We start from the raw sequence: 15,464 nt of genomic DNA on the forward strand, positions 1-15,464 counted from the left end.
TAAGTTCACCCAGGTAAAGTTAGGTAAAAGCGGCCACGGCATATACACGGATCAGTATTGTGGTTTGTACTGTCCAGTTAAAGATGCCATTGATGAACACACTTCCGTCGCAGCCAAGCGCTGAACGCGGGGCGTTCTCCGGTTTCGAGGCGTGTCGCAATTCCCAGCAGGGCCCCGTGGTGATCCTTGCCTCCGGCGCTTCTGCCAAACATTTTCCGCTGGGCGAGTTTGCGCACTTGCCCATCATCACCATGAATGGGTCGGTCGCCATGACCGCCGAACACGGCGTCAAACCCTTCTTCTACGTGTGCACCGACAAAAGCTTTTGCCAGCAACAGCCGGCCTTGTTTGCCACTGCCGTGCGCGACAGCGAACGCCTGGCCCTGTGGCCAGAGCAGTATGCGCGTGCCGATGTGCCAGCCCACACCCAGTGTTATGCCTTGCACAAAGCCGACACGCCGAGCCTGCTGGACGGTTTGCGCGGCCATGGTGACAGTTGCGTGTGCAACCGGGCACTGTGGAGCAAACGCAGCCGCTCGATCGCCTTCAGTAAAGACATGGCCCATGGCTTTTTCGATGCCCGCACGGTGGCTTACGTAGCCTTGCAGTTGGCCTATCACCTGGGCTTCGAGGAAGTGTTGCTGGTGGGGGTTGACCTCGACCAGAGCGTCGGGCGCTTTTACGAGGACGGCCAGGGCCCGTCTTCGCCGTGCGGGCTCGACCAGCATTGGGACAGCCGCATCCTGCCGTCGTTGAAGCTGATGGCCAGGGAAGTGGTCAGCGAGCATTTCCACGTCTACAACCTGTCGGCAACATCACGCATTCCCGCTGAGCTGATACCCAAGGTCACGCTCAGCCAGGCGCGACGCATTGCCGGCTGCGCAATGAACTGAGCAAGAAAGCGGGTGCATCAAAGACTGTGGATGCGTACAGTGGGCCGATCGCAACCTGCAGGAGCCTGCTATGTCCAGCGCATTCACGATCATGCCATCGCCCGTCGGCATGCTGACCCTTGTGGCCCGTGGCAATTGCCTGGCAGCCGTATTGTGGGAAGAGGAGCGGGAAAACCGCGTACGCCTGGGCACCCTGCACCGGGACGACCAGTGCCCGGTACTGCGGGAAACCGCTCGCCAGCTGGGCGAGTACTTTGACGGCAAGCGCCAGCGTTTCGAGCTGGCACTGGACTTTGCCGGTACTGAGTTCCAGCGCCAGGTGTGGGCCGCGTTGCTGGCGATACCGTTCGGCGAAACCCGCAGCTACAGCGATATTGCCCGGCAGCTCGGCAATCCTAGGGCGGTACGCGCGGTTGGCGCTGCCAATGGCCGCAACCCGATTTCAATCATCGCCCCCTGTCACCGGGTAATCGGCGCGTCGGGCAGCCTGACCGGCTTTGCCGGTGGCCTGGCGGCCAAGCAGTATCTGCTGGCGCTGGAAGGGCGGCAAAGCCTGGCGCTGGACCTGTAAGGCGTCAACCGAACCCGCTGGCGATCAGGCAGGCCAGCACGGCCAGCACCGAGCCGGCGATCAGGGTGTATTGCCGCCGGGCCTGACGTGCGCGGGGCTCGACCTCACGCAGGTACTCGCCGGGCGTAGGCGCATCGGGCCGATGGCGCAAGCCCTCGGCCACATCGGCAAGTTGACCCTGAATCAGCAAGCCGACCAGGCAGTAGGTGCTGGCGTAACTCAACAACGCTAGAAACAGATAGATCATGCAGGGTACGGGTTCAAGGGCAGGGTGATCGCGCTGGCACTGCGGGTGTCGAGTACGATCAGCCCTTCACTGTGGCCATCCAGGCTGGCCAGCAAGTGCCCCTGGCTGTCCCATGCCGCAGAACCGCCAGCACCGATGAAGGTGTCGGCCGGCCCTACACAGTTGGCCATCAACACTGGCATGCCCAGCTCGCGTGCCACCTCTGGGTAGTGCGCATATCCCTCGCGGATACCCTTGGCGGTTTTCGCAACGCTGACCAGGTACAGGTCGGCACCGCGCTCGCGGGCCACGGCGGCATGCGCCATGAACATCGATTCGTAGCAGATCGCCGGCGCCACGCGGTGCTCACCCACCTCCAGCAGCAATGCCTGATTACCTGGGGTGAAGTAAGGCAGCTCATCATCATGCAAGCGCTGCTTGGCATAGACCTGGCGCGGCGCCTCAGGGCAGAAGATGGGCATGCCGATGCGTATGCCGTCGGGTGTCGGCAATGGCAGGCCCACGGCAACCGTAATGCCCAGGCGGTCGCAGGCTGCCTGCAGCGGGTCCAGGCGCGCGGAGGTGACGGGCAGGGCGGCCTGGCGCGCCACACTCGGCTCATAGCCGGTCAGCGACAGCTCGGGGAACACCACCAGTTCGGCACCCAGGGCCGCAGCCTGCTCGATGCAAACCAGATGGCGCTGGAGGTTGCCTGGCAAATCGCCCTTGAGCGACGCCAGTTGTACGGCGCACAGTTTCATCAGAACCATTCCCTGGTGAAGATTGACGTGCCGAGCATACTACCGGCACCAACGCCTGTTCCAGTGAAGGGTTTTCAGGAAGCCTGGGGGGCGCAGCAAAACGCCCCCCACCACCTGCGCAGCCACGGTACCTTGTGCCATGCTGTCCAGTGACAGCGCCATGAGCAGGGCCCGCGCGAAGGCGGGCAGGGTGCTACCAGCGGAGGAACACTGTAATGGCACGGTTTCGGCGGCTGATCGCCAATATCCGGGGACGGGATCTGGCCGTGGGCGATATCCATGGCCACTTCCAGCGCCTGCAACAATGCCTGGATGCGGTAGGGTTCGATCCGGCGGTGGACCGACTGTTCAGCGTAGGTGACCTGGTCGACCGTGGGCCGCACAGCGAGGCAGCGCTGGAATGGCTGGCCCAGCCTTGGTTCCATGCCGTCCAGGGCAATCATGAGGCCTTGGCAATCACCCGCGTGCGCGGTGGGCGGCTCGACCTGGGCATGTACCGCGCCGCCGGGGGTGGTTGGTTCCTCGACTTGCCGCGGCGCGAGCAACTGCGTTTCGTGGAGCGTTTCGAGCAGTTGCCGATTGCCATGGAAGTGGAGAGTGCGGATGGTCTGGTAGGCCTGCTGCATGCAGACAGTCCGTTTGCCGACTGGGCGGTATTACGCTCCTGGCTGGAACTGGATGACGACCCTGAGGTGCGCCAAGTGTGCCAGTGGTCGCGTCGGCGCCTGAAAGAGGGTGACACCCAACCGGTGCAGGGCCTGCGAGCCCTGCTGGTTGGCCACACCCCAGTGCTGGAGGCCAAGCTGCTGGGCAATGTGTGGCACCTGGATACGGGGGGATGGGCCAGCGGCCATTTCACCTTGGTCGACATGCGCACCTTGCAACGGGTCAGCCCCGAGCCAGATGCAGCAACAACGCCCCTGCCAACATCACCAGCATGATCCCCGAGGCCCGCTCCAGCCACGCCAGGCTGCGGGCGAATCGCCGCAGTACCCGCTGGTTGCCGATGGCCACGGCGACCAGCAAGTCCCAGAGCAGGACGATGCTGAACATCCATACGGCGTAGGCCATTTTCCAGCCGGCGCTGACGCTGGCGACCATGCTGGCCAGGCTGGCATAGAACAACCCGTTCTTGGGGTTGAGGATGCCGGACAAGAAGCCCATGCCCAAACTGCGCCACCAGCCATGAACCCGCTGGCTGCCTGCTACTGTGCCCAGGCTGGTTTGCCCGGCATGGCGCAGGAACAGCACGCCGATGTACAGCAGGTAGCTGGCGCCGGCCAGTTGCAGGGCGGTGAACAGCGGGCTGCCCTCCTGCAGTACTGAAAGCCCGGTGAAGGCTATGAGGATGAACGCGCCATTGGCCAGCGCTATGCCCAGGCAGGCGCCGCTGGCGATGCGCCAGCCGCTGTTGATCGAGTTGCGTGCGACCAGGAAAAAGTCCGGGCCGGGTGAGAGCAGGGCAAGGAAGTGGGCGAGGGCGATGATCATGAATTGTTGCATTGGGGGCTGCTCTACGGAAAAAACCGCAGTCTGCTGCCGGGCCTGTTCTGGCGTATTGAACAATATTGCACATGCAGCAGCCTTCAGTTTCCTCGGTACTGCCCCGGCGTAACCCCCACATGGGCCTTGAACACCCGCTGGAAATGGCTCTGGTCAGCAAACCCAAGCTGGTAGGCCACTTCCGCCAGGGCCAGGCCTTCACTCAACAGTTGCCGCCCGCGATTGACCCGGGCATTCAGCAGGTAGGCATGCGGTGTAAACCCGGTAGCCGCTCGAAACGCGCGGATCAGTTGATAGCGCCCAAGCCCCGCCTCCCGCGCCAACACCTCCAGGCTCAATTGCGCAGGGTCCTGGTGTTCGATGCGTGCCAGCAACCCGCTCAAGGTAGCTGGTTCCAGGGCGGGGGCCGCTGTCAGCGGTGGGTGCGCGGAGAAATCCAGGTCCCCAAGAAAAGCAATCAGCGCCGCATCTTTCTCGCCGTTGCAGGCACTGGAAAACAGTAACCTGTTCAGATCGCAGAACTGCCGATATACCTCAGCCTCCCTGCAGATACGCACCGGTTCGCCGGCTTCGATACCGCCAAGGCCCGACTCCAGGCGTAACTGCGTCAGCCAGTCGGCATCCACATGCAGCATCTGATAGCTCCACGCCAGGCCGGGGGCCGGGTTGCAGGCATGCACGCGGTGGGCCGGGACCAGTACCAGCGTGCCGGGTGCCAAGTGATGCTGCCCGTCGGCAGCCCCGGTGAAATGGCTGCGGCCAGCATCCACCGCACCGATGGAAAACGTCGGGTGGCTGTGAGCCTTGTAGCAGGCCCGGCTGTGGCAGGCGCGCCGGCTTTCGACATGTGCCAGGGCCGGGTCGCGCCACAGGGCGGCGTGGGAACGGGGCATTACAGGCTCCTCGGTATTGTCGGCAGGGTAACAGGTGCCCCGCACCCGTACAGTTTTTATCGCTGGCTGTTACTTGACCGCAGGGCCCGAAACCCACCGAAATAGAGGGCTGTTGTCAGAGGAAAACGAGAATGGACCTTTCAAGCCTGCTGCTCTTCATCCCCGCCTGCTTCGCCTTGAACATGGCACCAGGGCCTAACAACCTGTTGTCACTGCACAACGCCAGCCGTTACGGCCTGCGCACCGCATGCGTGGCCGGCGCCGGCCGTATCCTTGCCTTCTGCGGCATGATCGCCCTGGCAGCGATGGGCCTGGCAGTGGTGTTGCATACCAGCGAATACCTGTTCCTGGCCATCAAGGTGGTGGGCGCGGCCTACCTGTTCTACATCGCCTGGCAACTGTGGCGCGCACCCGTGAGCGAGACCGTGGTGGCAAGCGATCACCCAGGCGGTACTTGGCGCCTGGCGCGCCAGGAGTTCTGGGTGGCGGCCGGCAAGCCTGCTGATTGCTAATATAAATTTATTTTTTCTTTCACGGAGCTATAATGGCGGAAGTAGATTTGAGTTCCGCATGAGTTGGTGAAAAAATGATCGATTTTGACAGGGCAATACAAGTGGCTTGGGCTAATGTCGAAAAGCTTGTTCCTAATGCAAAAAACATTACTCTTGAAGGAGTGCTGATTTCCAGCGATAACAAGCTATACGAAGTGACGTTTAGCTATGATATTGAAAGGTTACCAGGACTTTCAATCGGGGCAGCTTCAGCGGTTACTTCAAATATCGAAATGCTGACCAGGCTTGTCGGGAAAAGAAGAGAGTATAAGGTTTTTCTAGTTGACTCTGAGTCAGGTCAGTTTAGGGGGTTCAAGAAGTATAAAGAGGACTGATTCTTGGGCAAGAAAAGACTAATTATTGATACTAATCTATTCTTGTTGCTTGTGATCGGCTCTGTTGATGAGGGGCGGTATATAAAAAGCTCAAAGCGCTTGGGGGCGTATACAGAAAAAGATTTTCAATTGGTGCTTGAGGTCATGCGAGCACATAGCGAAGTATGCTTAACCTCTTATATTGCTGCTGAAGTTTCAAACTTGATTGATTTGAGTGATTATGCGCGCGAGCGCGCATTCGAGTTTGCTGGTTACTATTTTTCAACTTTTACGCAGGTGGATACAGTGTTAAAGGTAGACTGCCTGCATCGGGACTTTAAGGGGTACGGCATTACCGATTGCTCATTAGTATCACTTGCTTCTGATTTTATGATACTGACGAATGATCAGCGGATGCTTGGTGCTCTTTATGCTGTAGCGCCTGATAATATACTTCCTTTCGAGCTTGCTCGTACCTTGTATGGTAGAAGCTAGGTTCTTGGCTCTGCACATACAGTGACAACCTACGCAGTAAGTTGTCACTGTATGCGGGAGTCGTTTCGAGCATAGTATATATCTGGCTTCAGGTGCGCCGTGACGCTAGCAGTACTGAAGCTGCGCCTGACAAGAGTACTGCGCAGATGCGGTTGAAAAGACGCTTTCCTTTTGGCTCAGTGAACCAGCGCCGCAAGTGCAGTCCGATCAATGCATAGCCTGCCAGTGCGATCACTTCGAGTACCAGGAACAGAGCACCTAGCATCGCAAACTGCGGCGCGACATCGTGCGCCGGGTCTATGAACTGCGGAAGAAATGCTGTGAATATCAATATTGCTTTTGGATTTCCAGCTGCAATAAGAAACTCTTGTTTCGCTAGACTCACAATGTTTCTTGGTTTTGCATCATTCGAATCCTGATTCTGAATCTTTGCTGTCCAAAGTTTAAAAGCCAAGTAGAACAGATAAACAGCGCCAAGAAGCTTGATGCCAAGAAATACCAGCTCGGACGTTTCAAGTACAGCCGTTAATCCCGCTGCTGCGAGCGCTATCATTGCTGCAAAAGCAATTAGCCTTCCGACGCCTGCAAGACATGAAGCCCAGAAGCCATAATGTGTGGCGTTATTAACTGAAAGCAAGTTATTTGGGCCGGGAACCATGTTCAGTGCAAAGCAAGCCGGTATGAATATGAGTAGCGTGGAGATGTTCATGATTCCTCGTTGTTTTTGTGATTTTTTGCGTGGACATCATTGATGAAGTCGTTTCTTTTTTCAATCCCCTGCGTGCTGAGCGCGGAATAGCACCATCATCACTGCATGATCATATGTCCATTGGCTAACCCTTTGAGTGGTAATATATACTTCAGATTTTCACGGTTAGAGTGGAATCAAGGGTATGCAAGCGTCTCAAGGATTGGTCTACAGCTATCTGCGGTTCTCTGACCCGCGCCAAGCGGCAGGGAACAGTGCGGACAGGCAAGCTGAGTATGCGAAGTCATGGGCTGCGGCGAGGGGTCTCACACTAGACCAGTCGCTTTCCTTGAGGGATGAAGGCCTCTCCGCCTTTCACCAGCGGCATATAAAACAGGGCGCCTTGGGCGTCTTCCTGCAAGCTGTTGATGAGGGGCGTATCCCGGCCGGCTCTGTATTGGTCGTTGAGGGCCTGGACCGTCTCAGCCGGGCAGAACCGATACAAGCGCAAGCGCAGTTGGCTCAGATCATTAATGCGGGCATTACCGTGGTCACTGCGAGTGACGGGCGTGAGTACAACAGGGAACGGCTTAAGGCGCAGCCAATGGACCTGGTCTATAGCCTTCTGGTCATGATCCGGGCTCATGAAGAGAGCGACACCAAAAGTAAGCGCGTGAAGGCCTCAATCAAGCGCTTGTGTGAAGGCTGGATCGCTGGACACTACCGTGGTTTGATCCGCAATGGCAGCGACCCTCGCTGGGTCCGCTTCGTCGACGGTCGCTGGGAGTTGATTCCTGAGCGTACGGAAGTTGTGCGATTTGCCATCGAGAAGTATCGCGAAGGGTATGGCGCTGATCGAGCCTTCAGTATGATCCAGGAACGGGGCTTCGATACTTCTTATCTAGGGATCTCTCCACAGCAGATTTATCGTCTGATCAAGTTAGTGGCTTTGAAAGGTGCGAAGCATATTTGTGTCGACGGTGAAGACTACCTGCTGGAGGACTACTATCCACGGTTACTCTCGGATGTTGAGTTCGAGGAATTACAGCTATTGCGTGGTCAGCGAAGTCGTCGGCGAGGGAAGGGGGTCATTCCTGGGATAGTGACTGGTATCGGTATAACTTACTGTGGCTACTGCGGCACGGCAATGACCGCGCAGAACGTGATGCATAAGGTTCGACCTGATGGGACTTTGACGGATGGGCATAGGCGTATCATGTGCATGTCCTACATGAACAAAGGTGGGTGCGATGTTGGCGGAAGTTGTAGCGTCGCACCTGTCGAACGGGCTGTTATGTCGTATTGCTCAGACCAGATGAACCTGCTGCGTTTACAGCAGCCAGCAGGGCCGAGTGGCGACCTACAGCAAGGGGTTATGAGCTCGCGAAAGCAGGTGGCTGATCTCGAAGTCCAGCTCGGCCGGCTTACAGAAGCGTTGGCATTGGGGGAGGGTGATGGCGTTTTGCCGATTACGTTCCTGCGTAAAGCCCGTGATCTCGAAGAGCAGTTGACTAAGGCTAGAGCAAAGCTGCTCCAGGCTGAACGAGAGCTGGCCGGCATCGCCTCCAGGCAGAGGCCAGCAGACGCGAAGCTATGGTCGGATCTAACCGCCGGCGTTGAGGCGCAGGAGGTCGAGGCGCGGGATAAGGTTCGGCAATTGATGATCGATACTTTCGAGCGCATTGTGGTTTACATGCGTGGTGTATTGCCAGAGGGGCGCAGGGCTTGGTACATCGATGTCCTGCTGATTTCCAAGGCAGGGCAGCGCCGATGGCTTAGGGTCGAGAGAAAGTCTGGAAAGTGGGCGGCCGGTATGGACCGCCCAGGGTGAATCTTTAAGCTGACTTTTTGTTGTCCAGTGGGAGGCCAGGTGGGCTAGTGTGGACCACCAGGTGCCCTTGTCCCTCCCAGAAGTTTTCCTGTACCTCCACACATACGCGCCAGGCCGCCCATGCCACGTCTTTTCCGGCTGCAAGGATGTTGCCGTACTCATCAATGATTGCCATCTGGGCGGGGGCGCCTGACTCGCTCTTGGCGGTGAAGCCAGTGCTGACTGTCGCTGATAGCTTTGCACCCGCCAGTTTTGGGTTAGGTACTACAGTCTTCATTCAGTATTTCCCCCACGGGCGTCGGCCCGTTTACCCAATGCACGTTTTGCGGCCACGTTGGCCATGTAGGCTGCCCACTTGTCCCCCTGCCGCTGTTGGCGGATCTGGCTGCATTTCGTGTGTCGCCGGGTCGACCTACCTTTGCCGCAGATATCACAGATGGCGGGTAGGTCGAGGCTGTGTGAGGCCATGGGTGGGCGGATGCGTGCTGTTGTCTTGGTAGTCATGGCTGCACCTCCAGAACATGCCTGTGATGGAAGTGCCGGGCCTTTCCGGTTTTCACATTGGTGCCGAAAAGCTCGCCTGGCCTGCTCCAATAAGAGCCATAACCAGTGATTTCCACAGTAATGAAATGGCCTCCTACATCGGCCAGCACTTTGGTCCCCTTGGGGTATGAGTGCTGGACTGCTGCGGAATATCGGCGATTGGCAAAGTCAGCTGCCCTCATGGCGTCCTGCGCGTCGTTCATGTCGACGGCCAAATCTACGAGATCCGGTGTTTCGACCAGAATGGCAGAGTCGATCTGTTGTTCGCCGTTACGGGTTGCATCGAGCTTTGACACGTACAGCCCGCCTGAGCCACACCAGATGGTAATTGGTGTCAGTCGATAGGTAGCTAGCTCCGACATCTGCCGGAAAACCTCTTGGGCGATCAGCTCTGTGCTCATGTCGTGGAGGTGGCGGACGGATGAGAGTGCGTGCTCAAGCGAGGTCGTGGTGAAGATGATGTGTTGAGTGCGGCTCATGCTGCCTTCCTCGCTTGCTGGTCGTTGTGCTGGATATGGTGCTTCCAAGGATCATTGGCCCTGGCGAGGGCAGCCATTGGCGGCGGACTGACGCTGTTGCCGCACATGTGGACCTGTTCGGTCTTGGTGAACGACTTGCCATGGGCGCCTTTGTCGATGATGTAGCCGGCCGGGAAGCCCTGGGCGCGGTAGAGCTCGTGCGGCTGCAGCATGCGCAGGCAGATGTCGACGATCACATAAGGAGTGCCCTTCACCAGCACGGTGACCAGACCCAGGCGGTCCCTGGTGGTGACCGTTGGCGCTGGAGCGTCTGCTGCGCTGGTGTTCTCGGTGCCGTAGTAGCTGATCAGGAACGCTGCGACGCGCAGGGCGCCTTGTTCATGCTCCGGCGACAGCTTGTATTCGATCAGAGCGTGATGCTCGGCGCCGGCAGTCATCGTCGGTACCGGCTCTTCCACGGCCCGGCCAACGCAGTTGCGCCGGAGCGTGGCCAGGCTGGCGGTCACCAAGCGCTGCTGGCTGCCCGTGTTGGTGACTGTGGTCAGCGGCTCGTCTGCGCCCTTGGCTGGTGTGGTGTTAAATCCGCCGTTCGCCTGCTCAATGAACGCGGTGCAGACGCCCATGGCATGCGCAGCACCTGCCGGCCGCTTGTAGTTGCCGCCGCTGGTGATGGTTGGCACCGGCTCCGTCACCGGTGTGCCTTCGCTGTGGAAGCGGAACTTCACCAGGTACGCCGCAGCGAGCGCGTGCTTCACGCCGCCGGCTACGACCGTGCCCAACGGCTGGTCTAGTCCGGGGGCGCGCTGCTGCTGCCCGTTTCGCTCGCCGTAGCCAGTTTGGACCAGGGTAGGGCTCGCCATAGCGAACGACCCGCCGCGCGGCCAGGATGTAATGGTGCGCAGCGGCTCATGTGCGGAATGCGCCAACTCACCCGACCAGTTCGCGATCGGCACGATGAATGGCTGTGGGTTGTCCAGCACGAACTTCTTCATGCCCTTTGCCACACGGCGCAGCGTTGCGGGCGCCAACTCCTTCTTACGTCCGAAGATGCTCTTGCTCGGCACGCCCCAATCGATACAGTCGGCGGCGGTGCGATACTTCTGCTGGCCCTTGGCTGGGTTCTTGGCGTGGGTAGGCTCTGGCCACACGATGGGCTGGCGATCGCAACGGGCGATCATGAACAGACGCTCGCGGCTGGTCGGTGCACCGAAGTCGCAGGCCTTGATAACCCGCCACTCCACCTGGTAGCCCATGCCCTCCAGCAGATGAACGAATCGGCGCCAGGTGATGCCGCGGCGATTTGGGTCGGGCACTAGGAACTGCTGCTGCACTGGTACCCGTTCACCGACGGCGGCCACGGTGCCATCCAGCTTCATCACCCGGCCGGTGGCCTTGTCGCGCTTGGCGATCAGCGGACCCCATTGCAGGATCTGCTTAACGTTCTCTAGGCTGATCACCCGAGGCCTCTTCTTACCAGCCCACTTCAATCCGATCCACGACAGGTTGCGGATCTCGCGCTTGCGGGGTTGTCCACCTGCCGCTTGGCTGTGGTGCGTGCAGTCTGGGCTCATGTGGAACCAGCCAACGGGACGGCCCTGGCACTCCTCGTCGGGATCGCCCTCGAAGACGTCGGTCTGAAAGTGGCGTGCATGCGGATGGTTTGCCGTGTGCATGCTGATGGCTGCTGCGCTGTGGTTCTTGGCCACGTCGACCTTGCGACCCAGGCCCATTTCCAGCCCGGTACCGGCGCCTCCGCCTCCGCCTCCGCAGAAGAAATCGACCACAAGTTCGTCGTCCTGTGGATGGAGCGCCAAGCCAAACTGGGTTTTGAAGTCGTGCGCTTCGGGCAGTTTTGCTGCGGAAAGGGACGTCATGCCGCGTCCTCCACCAGGGCGGCGCTGGCATGTATACCGCGCAGTTGGGCATGGACGCGAACTGCGAAGGCCTGGATGTCCCGCTGCTGTTGCATGGCCCGTTTGCGGCCTGGCTCTGTGCCTGGAAGGGCTTTCCAAGTTGCCTCGGCCAGGCGCAATGTCTCGGCCGCATTGGTCAGCAGGTCATAGTCCGATCTGGTTACCGGCATGCCCTGATAAGACTGATCTGCAGGGATCAGAAACCCGGCTTGCTGCAGTGCGGCTTTAATTGCCTGTGCCATCTGCTCGGATGTAGCGTAGGCACCGGCTTGCTCGGCCAATGTCGTCTCCATTGCGGCGACAATGCAGCTGACTGGGGAGGGGGGCGTATACCCCTCGGCAGGCTGCGCGTGCGGGCGATTTTTAGCGATTAGCGTTGCATCAGCGGGCGCTGCCTCGCGCAGCTTGTTGTGGGGTATCAGGGCCCCGGCGGGGCTGCTGAAAGGTGGAATAATGCCTGCTGCTTCGCAGCAGAGGCTTTTTGTTTTTTGTGCGTCGACAGCACGGATTTCGCTGAGCGAAGCGGGAGTGGCTTCGATGAGTTCCTGTTGTGTCGCGTGCCCGCTTCCCTCCGAGGTCAAGCCCTGTGGTGGTATCCCCATGATGGTGGTGGTGGTGCGACAGGCATCGCCCAGCAGGAGATCAAAAAGCAAGCCGCGTTGGTGGTGGGCGCGGCCTGCTTTCCGGCCAAGGAAATAGGCGTAGGTATACAGTCCGACTATGAACGCACTGATAACGATGAGGGCGATGACCTGTTGGGTGGTCATGGGTCTAACTCCTTGTGGTGTGCGGGCCGGTGGTGGCGGCCCTTGCTGGGGTGTTACTGCTTTTCTTGCTCGGGTTGTCGAGATTGCTTTTCATCCGCCAGGTAAGCCCTGCTATCGATCAGAGCGGCGACATGGCGGATGTGGGCGAACTTCAGGGCTTTCTGGCTGTTGTCCAGCGTGGTGATGGGCAAACAGATCCGTCCTACCTTCAGTTGCTCGGCAAAGGTGTCTTCATTGAGGTTGCGGAAGTACTGCACGCGCACCTTGTCGAGTGGGATGAGCACATCGCCAAAGGTTCGGTACAGCAGTTCAACGGTGGTTGCATCAGGTGCGTGCGGCAGGCGCAGCGCGATTTGGTTGGTATTGCTCATCAGGCTTCGGGCTCTCCCTGAGCTTGTGGCGTGACGGGTGGTGCCAAGTGATCTCGCAGTGCTTGCGTACCAGGTCGCGCCATTCTTCAGGAACCTCCTGGAGCGCAGCGTTGCGCTCCTCACGGGTCTTGAACTGGAGGATCTGGGTCGCGTACTGCCTAGGCCGCATAGCGCTTGTCTTCCGGTGGTGTCGGAAGTTGCAGATCGAGACGTTCGGCAAGCCAGGGGATCCCGGCCTGCTTCACGCGTGTCGACTCGCTGTACTGCATGCCGGCTTCGGGGTGAAACCAGCTGCCCTCTTTGATCCGCAGGTATTCGCGGTCGCGGGTGGGGTAGCGGGGCAGATTGCGCTCGGTCAGCAGTTCGTTCTCACGCATGCGGCGGATCAGCTCGTTCCGGCTGATCCCGAAGTGCTTGGAGGTCTGTGCAAGTGTGCGTTCCAAGTCCACCTCCTAAGCCACGTCGGCGAGCACAGGCTCGACATGTGGCATGTCGGCTGTGTCCAGCTTGCCGTTGGCGATAGCTTCGAGATGCGCCGCAACCTTTTGCGCACTGGCGAGGTTGTTCGCTGGCAGCGTCAGGCTGTTCACCGTCGAACCCATGCGGATCACCACAGTGACCTGGTCGAGATAGACCTCGGTCTGCATCGTGGCCTTGGCACGGGCGCCATTCGACTCGTCGCGTAGGATGTGGGTGAATTGCCCGGTCAGGTTGGTCTGCGCCTTGAGGCAGACAAAAGCGTTGCGGCTAAGTGCAAAGCTCATGCTGCGTGCCCTCCGTCGTTAGGGGGCGTGCAGCTAGGAGCGTGGAAGGACGATGGGCGTTTGGTTGCGACAAATGCGCAGCCGTGTTGCTTGGCCAGTCGCCGGACCTTGAAGGTCAGATCGATGGTCGCGGCTGATGGGTGGACGTGCAGTGATGCCGTAGTGTGCATGGTATTGCCTCACTCTGTGGTGGAAGAGCGAGGCAAATATCAACCAGTGGTTGTTTTGTGTCAACCGAAAATTGATTTTATCGGCGAGTTGCAGATCGTGGATAGCTCATTCGGGTATGAAAGATCCCACTACTTTCCCACAAATGTGGGTTTCTTCCGTGATGTCTATGATTGGATACTGTGGATTGATTGGCCTGAGGTACTGGCGCCCTGCGTCTGCCACAAGCACCTTGAACGTCACTTCATTGGTCCTTGGCACCCTTGCTATAACGCGATCGCCTGTGTGTGCCTCAACCTCCGGATCGACGAAAATGATGCACCCGGTTGGGTAGCTTCGTCCTGGCCCTGGGTTCGTCATTGAGTCCCCAAGTACCTTTAGGGCATAGCCGCTATTGCTAATCGGAACCGGGCAGGACAACCAGCTATCTGCTTGGTAAGGCTCAAAATTTGAGATGGCTTCGCACCATGCCCCAGCTTGAACCCAGGAAATTAGGGGTACCTTCCCGAATCGCTCAAGTATCCCACTCACATTGGATTGATCGCCGACCTGGAGTTGGTGAGCCTTGTTGCTAGGGGCCTGAGCTTTGGGAAGCACTCCGTACTCTAGCCATTCGCGGCGTACATTTAACCAAGCGCAGAGCGCGGTCATGCTGTCGGCTTCAGCTATTGCCTCCCCATTCAGCCATTTACTGATGGCTTGAGTCGTTTTATCAACCCCGACCAGTTTCAATTGCTTGTGAATGTCCACTCCTCGACCTCGGCTTCTGACGCCGGCATCGTCAAGGGCTTCGTGTAGTCGTGCGCTGAAGGCAGCGCGTAGCTCGTTTTTGTCAACCATGGGTTGATGGTTGCACAGAGCTTGCGCAATAGTCAGTTGATCTATAATATCAACTCCGGGTTGATAATGGAGGTTCACATGCTGCAGCCCGACGATTTTCCAAATGCGATTGCATTCGCTTTTGAGGCTGTTGGAGGTATCGGTGCTGCTGCCAAGGTATGCGGTAGAAGCTATCAGGCTTTGAACAAATGGCGCTTAGCTGGCTCATTGCCTCGAACGGATTACACCGGCGAGACCAAATATGCAGAGCGCTTAGCGCTTGCTGCGGGGCAAAAAGGCAATCCATTTAAGGCTTCCTGGTTGCTTGAAACGGCGGCTCCTCAAAGGCAGCGGCCCATATAGAAAAAAGGCGACCCAAAGGTCGCCTCGTTTCCCCCCGTAGTACCACCACAGTGCTACCGGGCCGCGTTCAAGGATGTGGCGCACACCACGAAACAACTCTCCTTGAGCACGTTATGCCTGGCACGGATGCCAGGAGCCGCTTTCTCCACCACAGAGGGGGCGGCGTTACCGGAAGAGTCCTTGGACAGTACCGGTAGTGACTCTCTCAAGACACGCGGCGAGTGTAACACCACCCCTCGTCGCTGGCACTGGCAGCCTTCACGGGGTAATGCCATGTGCCACAACGGAGGCGAGTTATCGCCTCCAAAGGCCTGCAGTAGCACCACGATACTGCCGGCCGCGTGATAGGTAGGCGGGCACACCACACAGGTCCGTTTGCCTTGATCGCACCCCCAGGCAGGGAGCCGGGGGGCACCTCCTTCACCACGGGAGGTGGCTGTTTCGCCTGGGGCAGTCGATGGATAGACGCCCCGGCCTGAGGCCGTAAAAGCCTCTGCTACCCAGCTATTTACTCTCTCAACCGCTATGCGACGCATGCACCACCACTGTAT

The 15,464-nt window shown here is 58.9% G+C and carries 21 protein-coding genes and 1 pseudogene; 8 read left to right on the forward strand and 14 right to left on the reverse strand.

Features of this window, described 5'->3' with window-relative positions; genetic code table 11:
- Positions 1-92: 92 nt before the first annotated feature.
- Both FQ668_RS14270 and FQ668_RS14275 read left to right on the forward strand, forming a co-directional pair.
- Positions 93-893 (forward strand): LPS biosynthesis protein, encoded by an 801-nt coding sequence (locus tag FQ668_RS14270; protein WP_019438475.1) that lies wholly within the window; start codon positions 93-95, stop codon positions 891-893.
- Positions 894-963: 70 nt separating this feature from the next.
- Positions 964-1,464, forward strand: coding sequence for a methylated-DNA--[protein]-cysteine S-methyltransferase (locus FQ668_RS14275; protein ID WP_019438474.1), 501 nt, complete (start codon positions 964-966; stop codon positions 1,462-1,464).
- A gap of 4 nt (positions 1,465-1,468) precedes the next feature.
- Here FQ668_RS14275 and FQ668_RS14280 read toward each other — a convergent pair whose 3' ends face one another.
- Together FQ668_RS14280 and FQ668_RS14285 are read right to left on the reverse strand one after the other, a co-directional pair.
- A complete protein-coding gene (locus FQ668_RS14280; protein ID WP_014591082.1) occupies positions 1,469-1,711 on the reverse strand; it encodes a hypothetical protein in 243 nt (80 codons plus the stop codon).
- The gene (locus FQ668_RS14285) at positions 1,708-2,451 is read right to left on the reverse strand and encodes a carbon-nitrogen hydrolase family protein (RefSeq protein WP_019438473.1); all 744 of its coding nucleotides are present in this window, start codon (positions 2,449-2,451) and stop codon (positions 1,708-1,710) included. Before FQ668_RS14285 ends, FQ668_RS14280 begins: the two co-directional genes overlap by 4 nt.
- Positions 2,452-2,666: 215 nt before the next feature.
- Between FQ668_RS14285 and FQ668_RS14290 the strand changes: the two genes are divergently transcribed.
- Positions 2,667-3,392 (forward strand): serine/threonine protein phosphatase, encoded by a 726-nt coding sequence (locus FQ668_RS14290; protein ID WP_019438472.1) that lies wholly within the window; start codon positions 2,667-2,669, stop codon positions 3,390-3,392.
- Here FQ668_RS14290 and FQ668_RS14295 read toward each other — a convergent pair.
- Positions 3,340-3,954, reverse strand: coding sequence for a LysE family translocator (locus FQ668_RS14295; RefSeq protein ID WP_014591078.1), 615 nt, complete (start codon positions 3,952-3,954; stop codon positions 3,340-3,342). The two genes, FQ668_RS14290 and FQ668_RS14295, sit on opposite strands and share 53 nt — an antisense overlap.
- Positions 3,955-4,037: 83 nt before the next feature.
- A complete protein-coding gene (locus FQ668_RS14300) occupies positions 4,038-4,847 on the reverse strand; it encodes an AraC family transcriptional regulator (RefSeq protein WP_019438471.1) in 810 nt (269 codons plus the stop codon).
- A gap of 131 nt (positions 4,848-4,978) precedes the next feature.
- On the opposite strand from FQ668_RS14300, the pseudogene FQ668_RS14305 reads away from it, so the two are divergent.
- From FQ668_RS14305 to FQ668_RS14315, 3 genes and pseudogenes are all read left to right on the forward strand, one after another.
- Positions 4,979-5,347: pseudogene (locus FQ668_RS14305) on the forward strand (LysE family translocator); the annotation flags it as partial.
- Positions 5,348-5,433: 86 nt separating this feature from the next.
- Positions 5,434-5,733, forward strand: coding sequence for a hypothetical protein (locus tag FQ668_RS14310; RefSeq protein WP_144180298.1), 300 nt, complete (start codon positions 5,434-5,436; stop codon positions 5,731-5,733).
- Positions 5,734-5,736: 3 nt separating this feature from the next.
- Complete coding sequence (locus FQ668_RS14315; RefSeq protein WP_144180301.1) at positions 5,737-6,207, forward strand: hypothetical protein; 471 nt, start codon at positions 5,737-5,739, stop codon at positions 6,205-6,207.
- A gap of 88 nt (positions 6,208-6,295) precedes the next feature.
- On the opposite strand, the gene FQ668_RS14320 is transcribed toward FQ668_RS14315, so the two are convergent.
- Positions 6,296-6,916, reverse strand: a complete 621-nt coding sequence (locus FQ668_RS14320; protein ID WP_144180304.1) for a LysE family translocator — start codon at positions 6,914-6,916, stop codon at positions 6,296-6,298.
- A gap of 184 nt (positions 6,917-7,100) precedes the next feature.
- On the opposite strand from FQ668_RS14320, the gene FQ668_RS14325 reads away from it, so the two are divergent.
- Positions 7,101-8,726, forward strand: a complete 1,626-nt coding sequence (locus tag FQ668_RS14325; RefSeq protein ID WP_144180307.1) for a recombinase family protein — start codon at positions 7,101-7,103, stop codon at positions 8,724-8,726.
- A 4-nt stretch (positions 8,727-8,730) separates the two neighbouring features.
- Here the strand turns inward: FQ668_RS14325 and FQ668_RS14330 are convergent, their stop codons facing one another.
- From FQ668_RS14330 to FQ668_RS14375, 9 genes are all read right to left on the reverse strand, one after another.
- Entirely contained in the window at positions 8,731-9,003 is a 273-nt protein-coding gene (locus FQ668_RS14330) for a hypothetical protein (protein WP_144180310.1), read from the reverse strand.
- Entirely contained in the window at positions 9,000-9,194 is a 195-nt protein-coding gene (locus FQ668_RS29000) for a hypothetical protein (protein WP_144180387.1), read from the reverse strand. Before FQ668_RS29000 ends, FQ668_RS14330 begins: the two co-directional genes overlap by 4 nt.
- Positions 9,195-9,226: 32 nt before the next feature.
- On the reverse strand, positions 9,227-9,748 hold the full coding sequence (locus tag FQ668_RS14340; protein WP_144180312.1) for a hypothetical protein: 522 nt from the start codon (positions 9,746-9,748) through the stop codon (positions 9,227-9,229).
- Positions 9,745-11,622, reverse strand: a complete 1,878-nt coding sequence (locus tag FQ668_RS14345; protein ID WP_144180314.1) for a DNA cytosine methyltransferase — start codon at positions 11,620-11,622, stop codon at positions 9,745-9,747. Before FQ668_RS14345 ends, FQ668_RS14340 begins: the two co-directional genes overlap by 4 nt.
- A complete protein-coding gene (locus FQ668_RS14350; RefSeq protein ID WP_144180316.1) occupies positions 11,619-12,428 on the reverse strand; it encodes a hypothetical protein in 810 nt (269 codons plus the stop codon). The genes FQ668_RS14345 and FQ668_RS14350 overlap by 4 nt, the downstream gene beginning before the upstream one ends.
- A 53-nt stretch (positions 12,429-12,481) precedes the next feature.
- The gene (locus tag FQ668_RS14355) at positions 12,482-12,799 is read right to left on the reverse strand and encodes a pyocin activator PrtN family protein (RefSeq protein ID WP_060710101.1); all 318 of its coding nucleotides are present in this window, start codon (positions 12,797-12,799) and stop codon (positions 12,482-12,484) included.
- A gap of 158 nt (positions 12,800-12,957) precedes the next feature.
- Entirely contained in the window at positions 12,958-13,242 is a 285-nt protein-coding gene (locus FQ668_RS14365; RefSeq protein WP_178095695.1) for a phage antirepressor KilAC domain-containing protein, read from the reverse strand.
- 9 nt (positions 13,243-13,251) lie between these two features.
- Entirely contained in the window at positions 13,252-13,563 is a 312-nt protein-coding gene (locus tag FQ668_RS14370; protein ID WP_144180322.1) for a hypothetical protein, read from the reverse strand.
- Positions 13,564-13,839: 276 nt separating this feature from the next.
- Positions 13,840-14,571, reverse strand: coding sequence for a LexA family transcriptional regulator (locus tag FQ668_RS14375; protein WP_144180389.1), 732 nt, complete (start codon positions 14,569-14,571; stop codon positions 13,840-13,842).
- Positions 14,572-14,649: 78 nt separating this feature from the next.
- On the opposite strand from FQ668_RS14375, the gene FQ668_RS14380 reads away from it, so the two are divergent.
- Positions 14,650-14,913 (forward strand): hypothetical protein, encoded by a 264-nt coding sequence (locus FQ668_RS14380; protein WP_144180324.1) that lies wholly within the window; start codon positions 14,650-14,652, stop codon positions 14,911-14,913.
- Positions 14,914-15,464 lie beyond the last annotated feature (551 nt).

Source organism: Pseudomonas sp. Kh14, from assembly GCF_900291005.1.
GTDB lineage: Bacteria > Pseudomonadota > Gammaproteobacteria > Pseudomonadales > Pseudomonadaceae > Aquipseudomonas > Aquipseudomonas alloputida.

Excerpts from the sequence above, each read along its gene's own strand:
- FQ668_RS14320 (WP_144180304.1), bottom strand. The coding sequence starts at position 6,916 with ATGAACATCTCCACGCTACTCATATTCATACCGGCTTGCTTTGCACTG.
- FQ668_RS14370 (WP_144180322.1), bottom strand. The coding sequence starts at position 13,563 with ATGAGCTTTGCACTTAGCCGCAACGCTTTTGTCTGCCTCAAGGCGCAG.
- FQ668_RS14350 (WP_144180316.1), bottom strand. The coding sequence starts at position 12,428 with ATGACCACCCAACAGGTCATCGCCCTCATCGTTATCAGTGCGTTCATA.
- FQ668_RS14345 (WP_144180314.1), bottom strand. The coding sequence starts at position 11,622 with ATGACGTCCCTTTCCGCAGCAAAACTGCCCGAAGCGCACGACTTCAAA.
- FQ668_RS14285 (WP_019438473.1), bottom strand. The coding sequence starts at position 2,451 with ATGAAACTGTGCGCCGTACAACTGGCGTCGCTCAAGGGCGATTTGCCA.
- FQ668_RS14375 (WP_144180389.1), bottom strand. The coding sequence starts at position 14,571 with ATGGTTGACAAAAACGAGCTACGCGCTGCCTTCAGCGCACGACTACAC.
- FQ668_RS14310 (WP_144180298.1), top strand. The coding sequence starts at position 5,434 with ATGATCGATTTTGACAGGGCAATACAAGTGGCTTGGGCTAATGTCGAA.
- FQ668_RS14380 (WP_144180324.1), top strand. The coding sequence starts at position 14,650 with ATGCTGCAGCCCGACGATTTTCCAAATGCGATTGCATTCGCTTTTGAG.
- FQ668_RS14340 (WP_144180312.1), bottom strand. The coding sequence starts at position 9,748 with ATGAGCCGCACTCAACACATCATCTTCACCACGACCTCGCTTGAGCAC.
- FQ668_RS14270 (WP_019438475.1), top strand. The coding sequence starts at position 93 with ATGAACACACTTCCGTCGCAGCCAAGCGCTGAACGCGGGGCGTTCTCC.
- FQ668_RS14330 (WP_144180310.1), bottom strand. The coding sequence starts at position 9,003 with ATGAAGACTGTAGTACCTAACCCAAAACTGGCGGGTGCAAAGCTATCA.
- FQ668_RS14275 (WP_019438474.1), top strand. The coding sequence starts at position 964 with ATGTCCAGCGCATTCACGATCATGCCATCGCCCGTCGGCATGCTGACC.
- FQ668_RS14300 (WP_019438471.1), bottom strand. The coding sequence starts at position 4,847 with ATGCCCCGTTCCCACGCCGCCCTGTGGCGCGACCCGGCCCTGGCACAT.
- FQ668_RS29000 (WP_144180387.1), bottom strand. The coding sequence starts at position 9,194 with ATGGCCTCACACAGCCTCGACCTACCCGCCATCTGTGATATCTGCGGC.
- FQ668_RS14290 (WP_019438472.1), top strand. The coding sequence starts at position 2,667 with ATGGCACGGTTTCGGCGGCTGATCGCCAATATCCGGGGACGGGATCTG.
- FQ668_RS14295 (WP_014591078.1), bottom strand. The coding sequence starts at position 3,954 with ATGCAACAATTCATGATCATCGCCCTCGCCCACTTCCTTGCCCTGCTC.
- FQ668_RS14280 (WP_014591082.1), bottom strand. The coding sequence starts at position 1,711 with ATGATCTATCTGTTTCTAGCGTTGTTGAGTTACGCCAGCACCTACTGC.
- FQ668_RS14355 (WP_060710101.1), bottom strand. The coding sequence starts at position 12,799 with ATGAGCAATACCAACCAAATCGCGCTGCGCCTGCCGCACGCACCTGAT.
- FQ668_RS14325 (WP_144180307.1), top strand. The coding sequence starts at position 7,101 with ATGCAAGCGTCTCAAGGATTGGTCTACAGCTATCTGCGGTTCTCTGAC.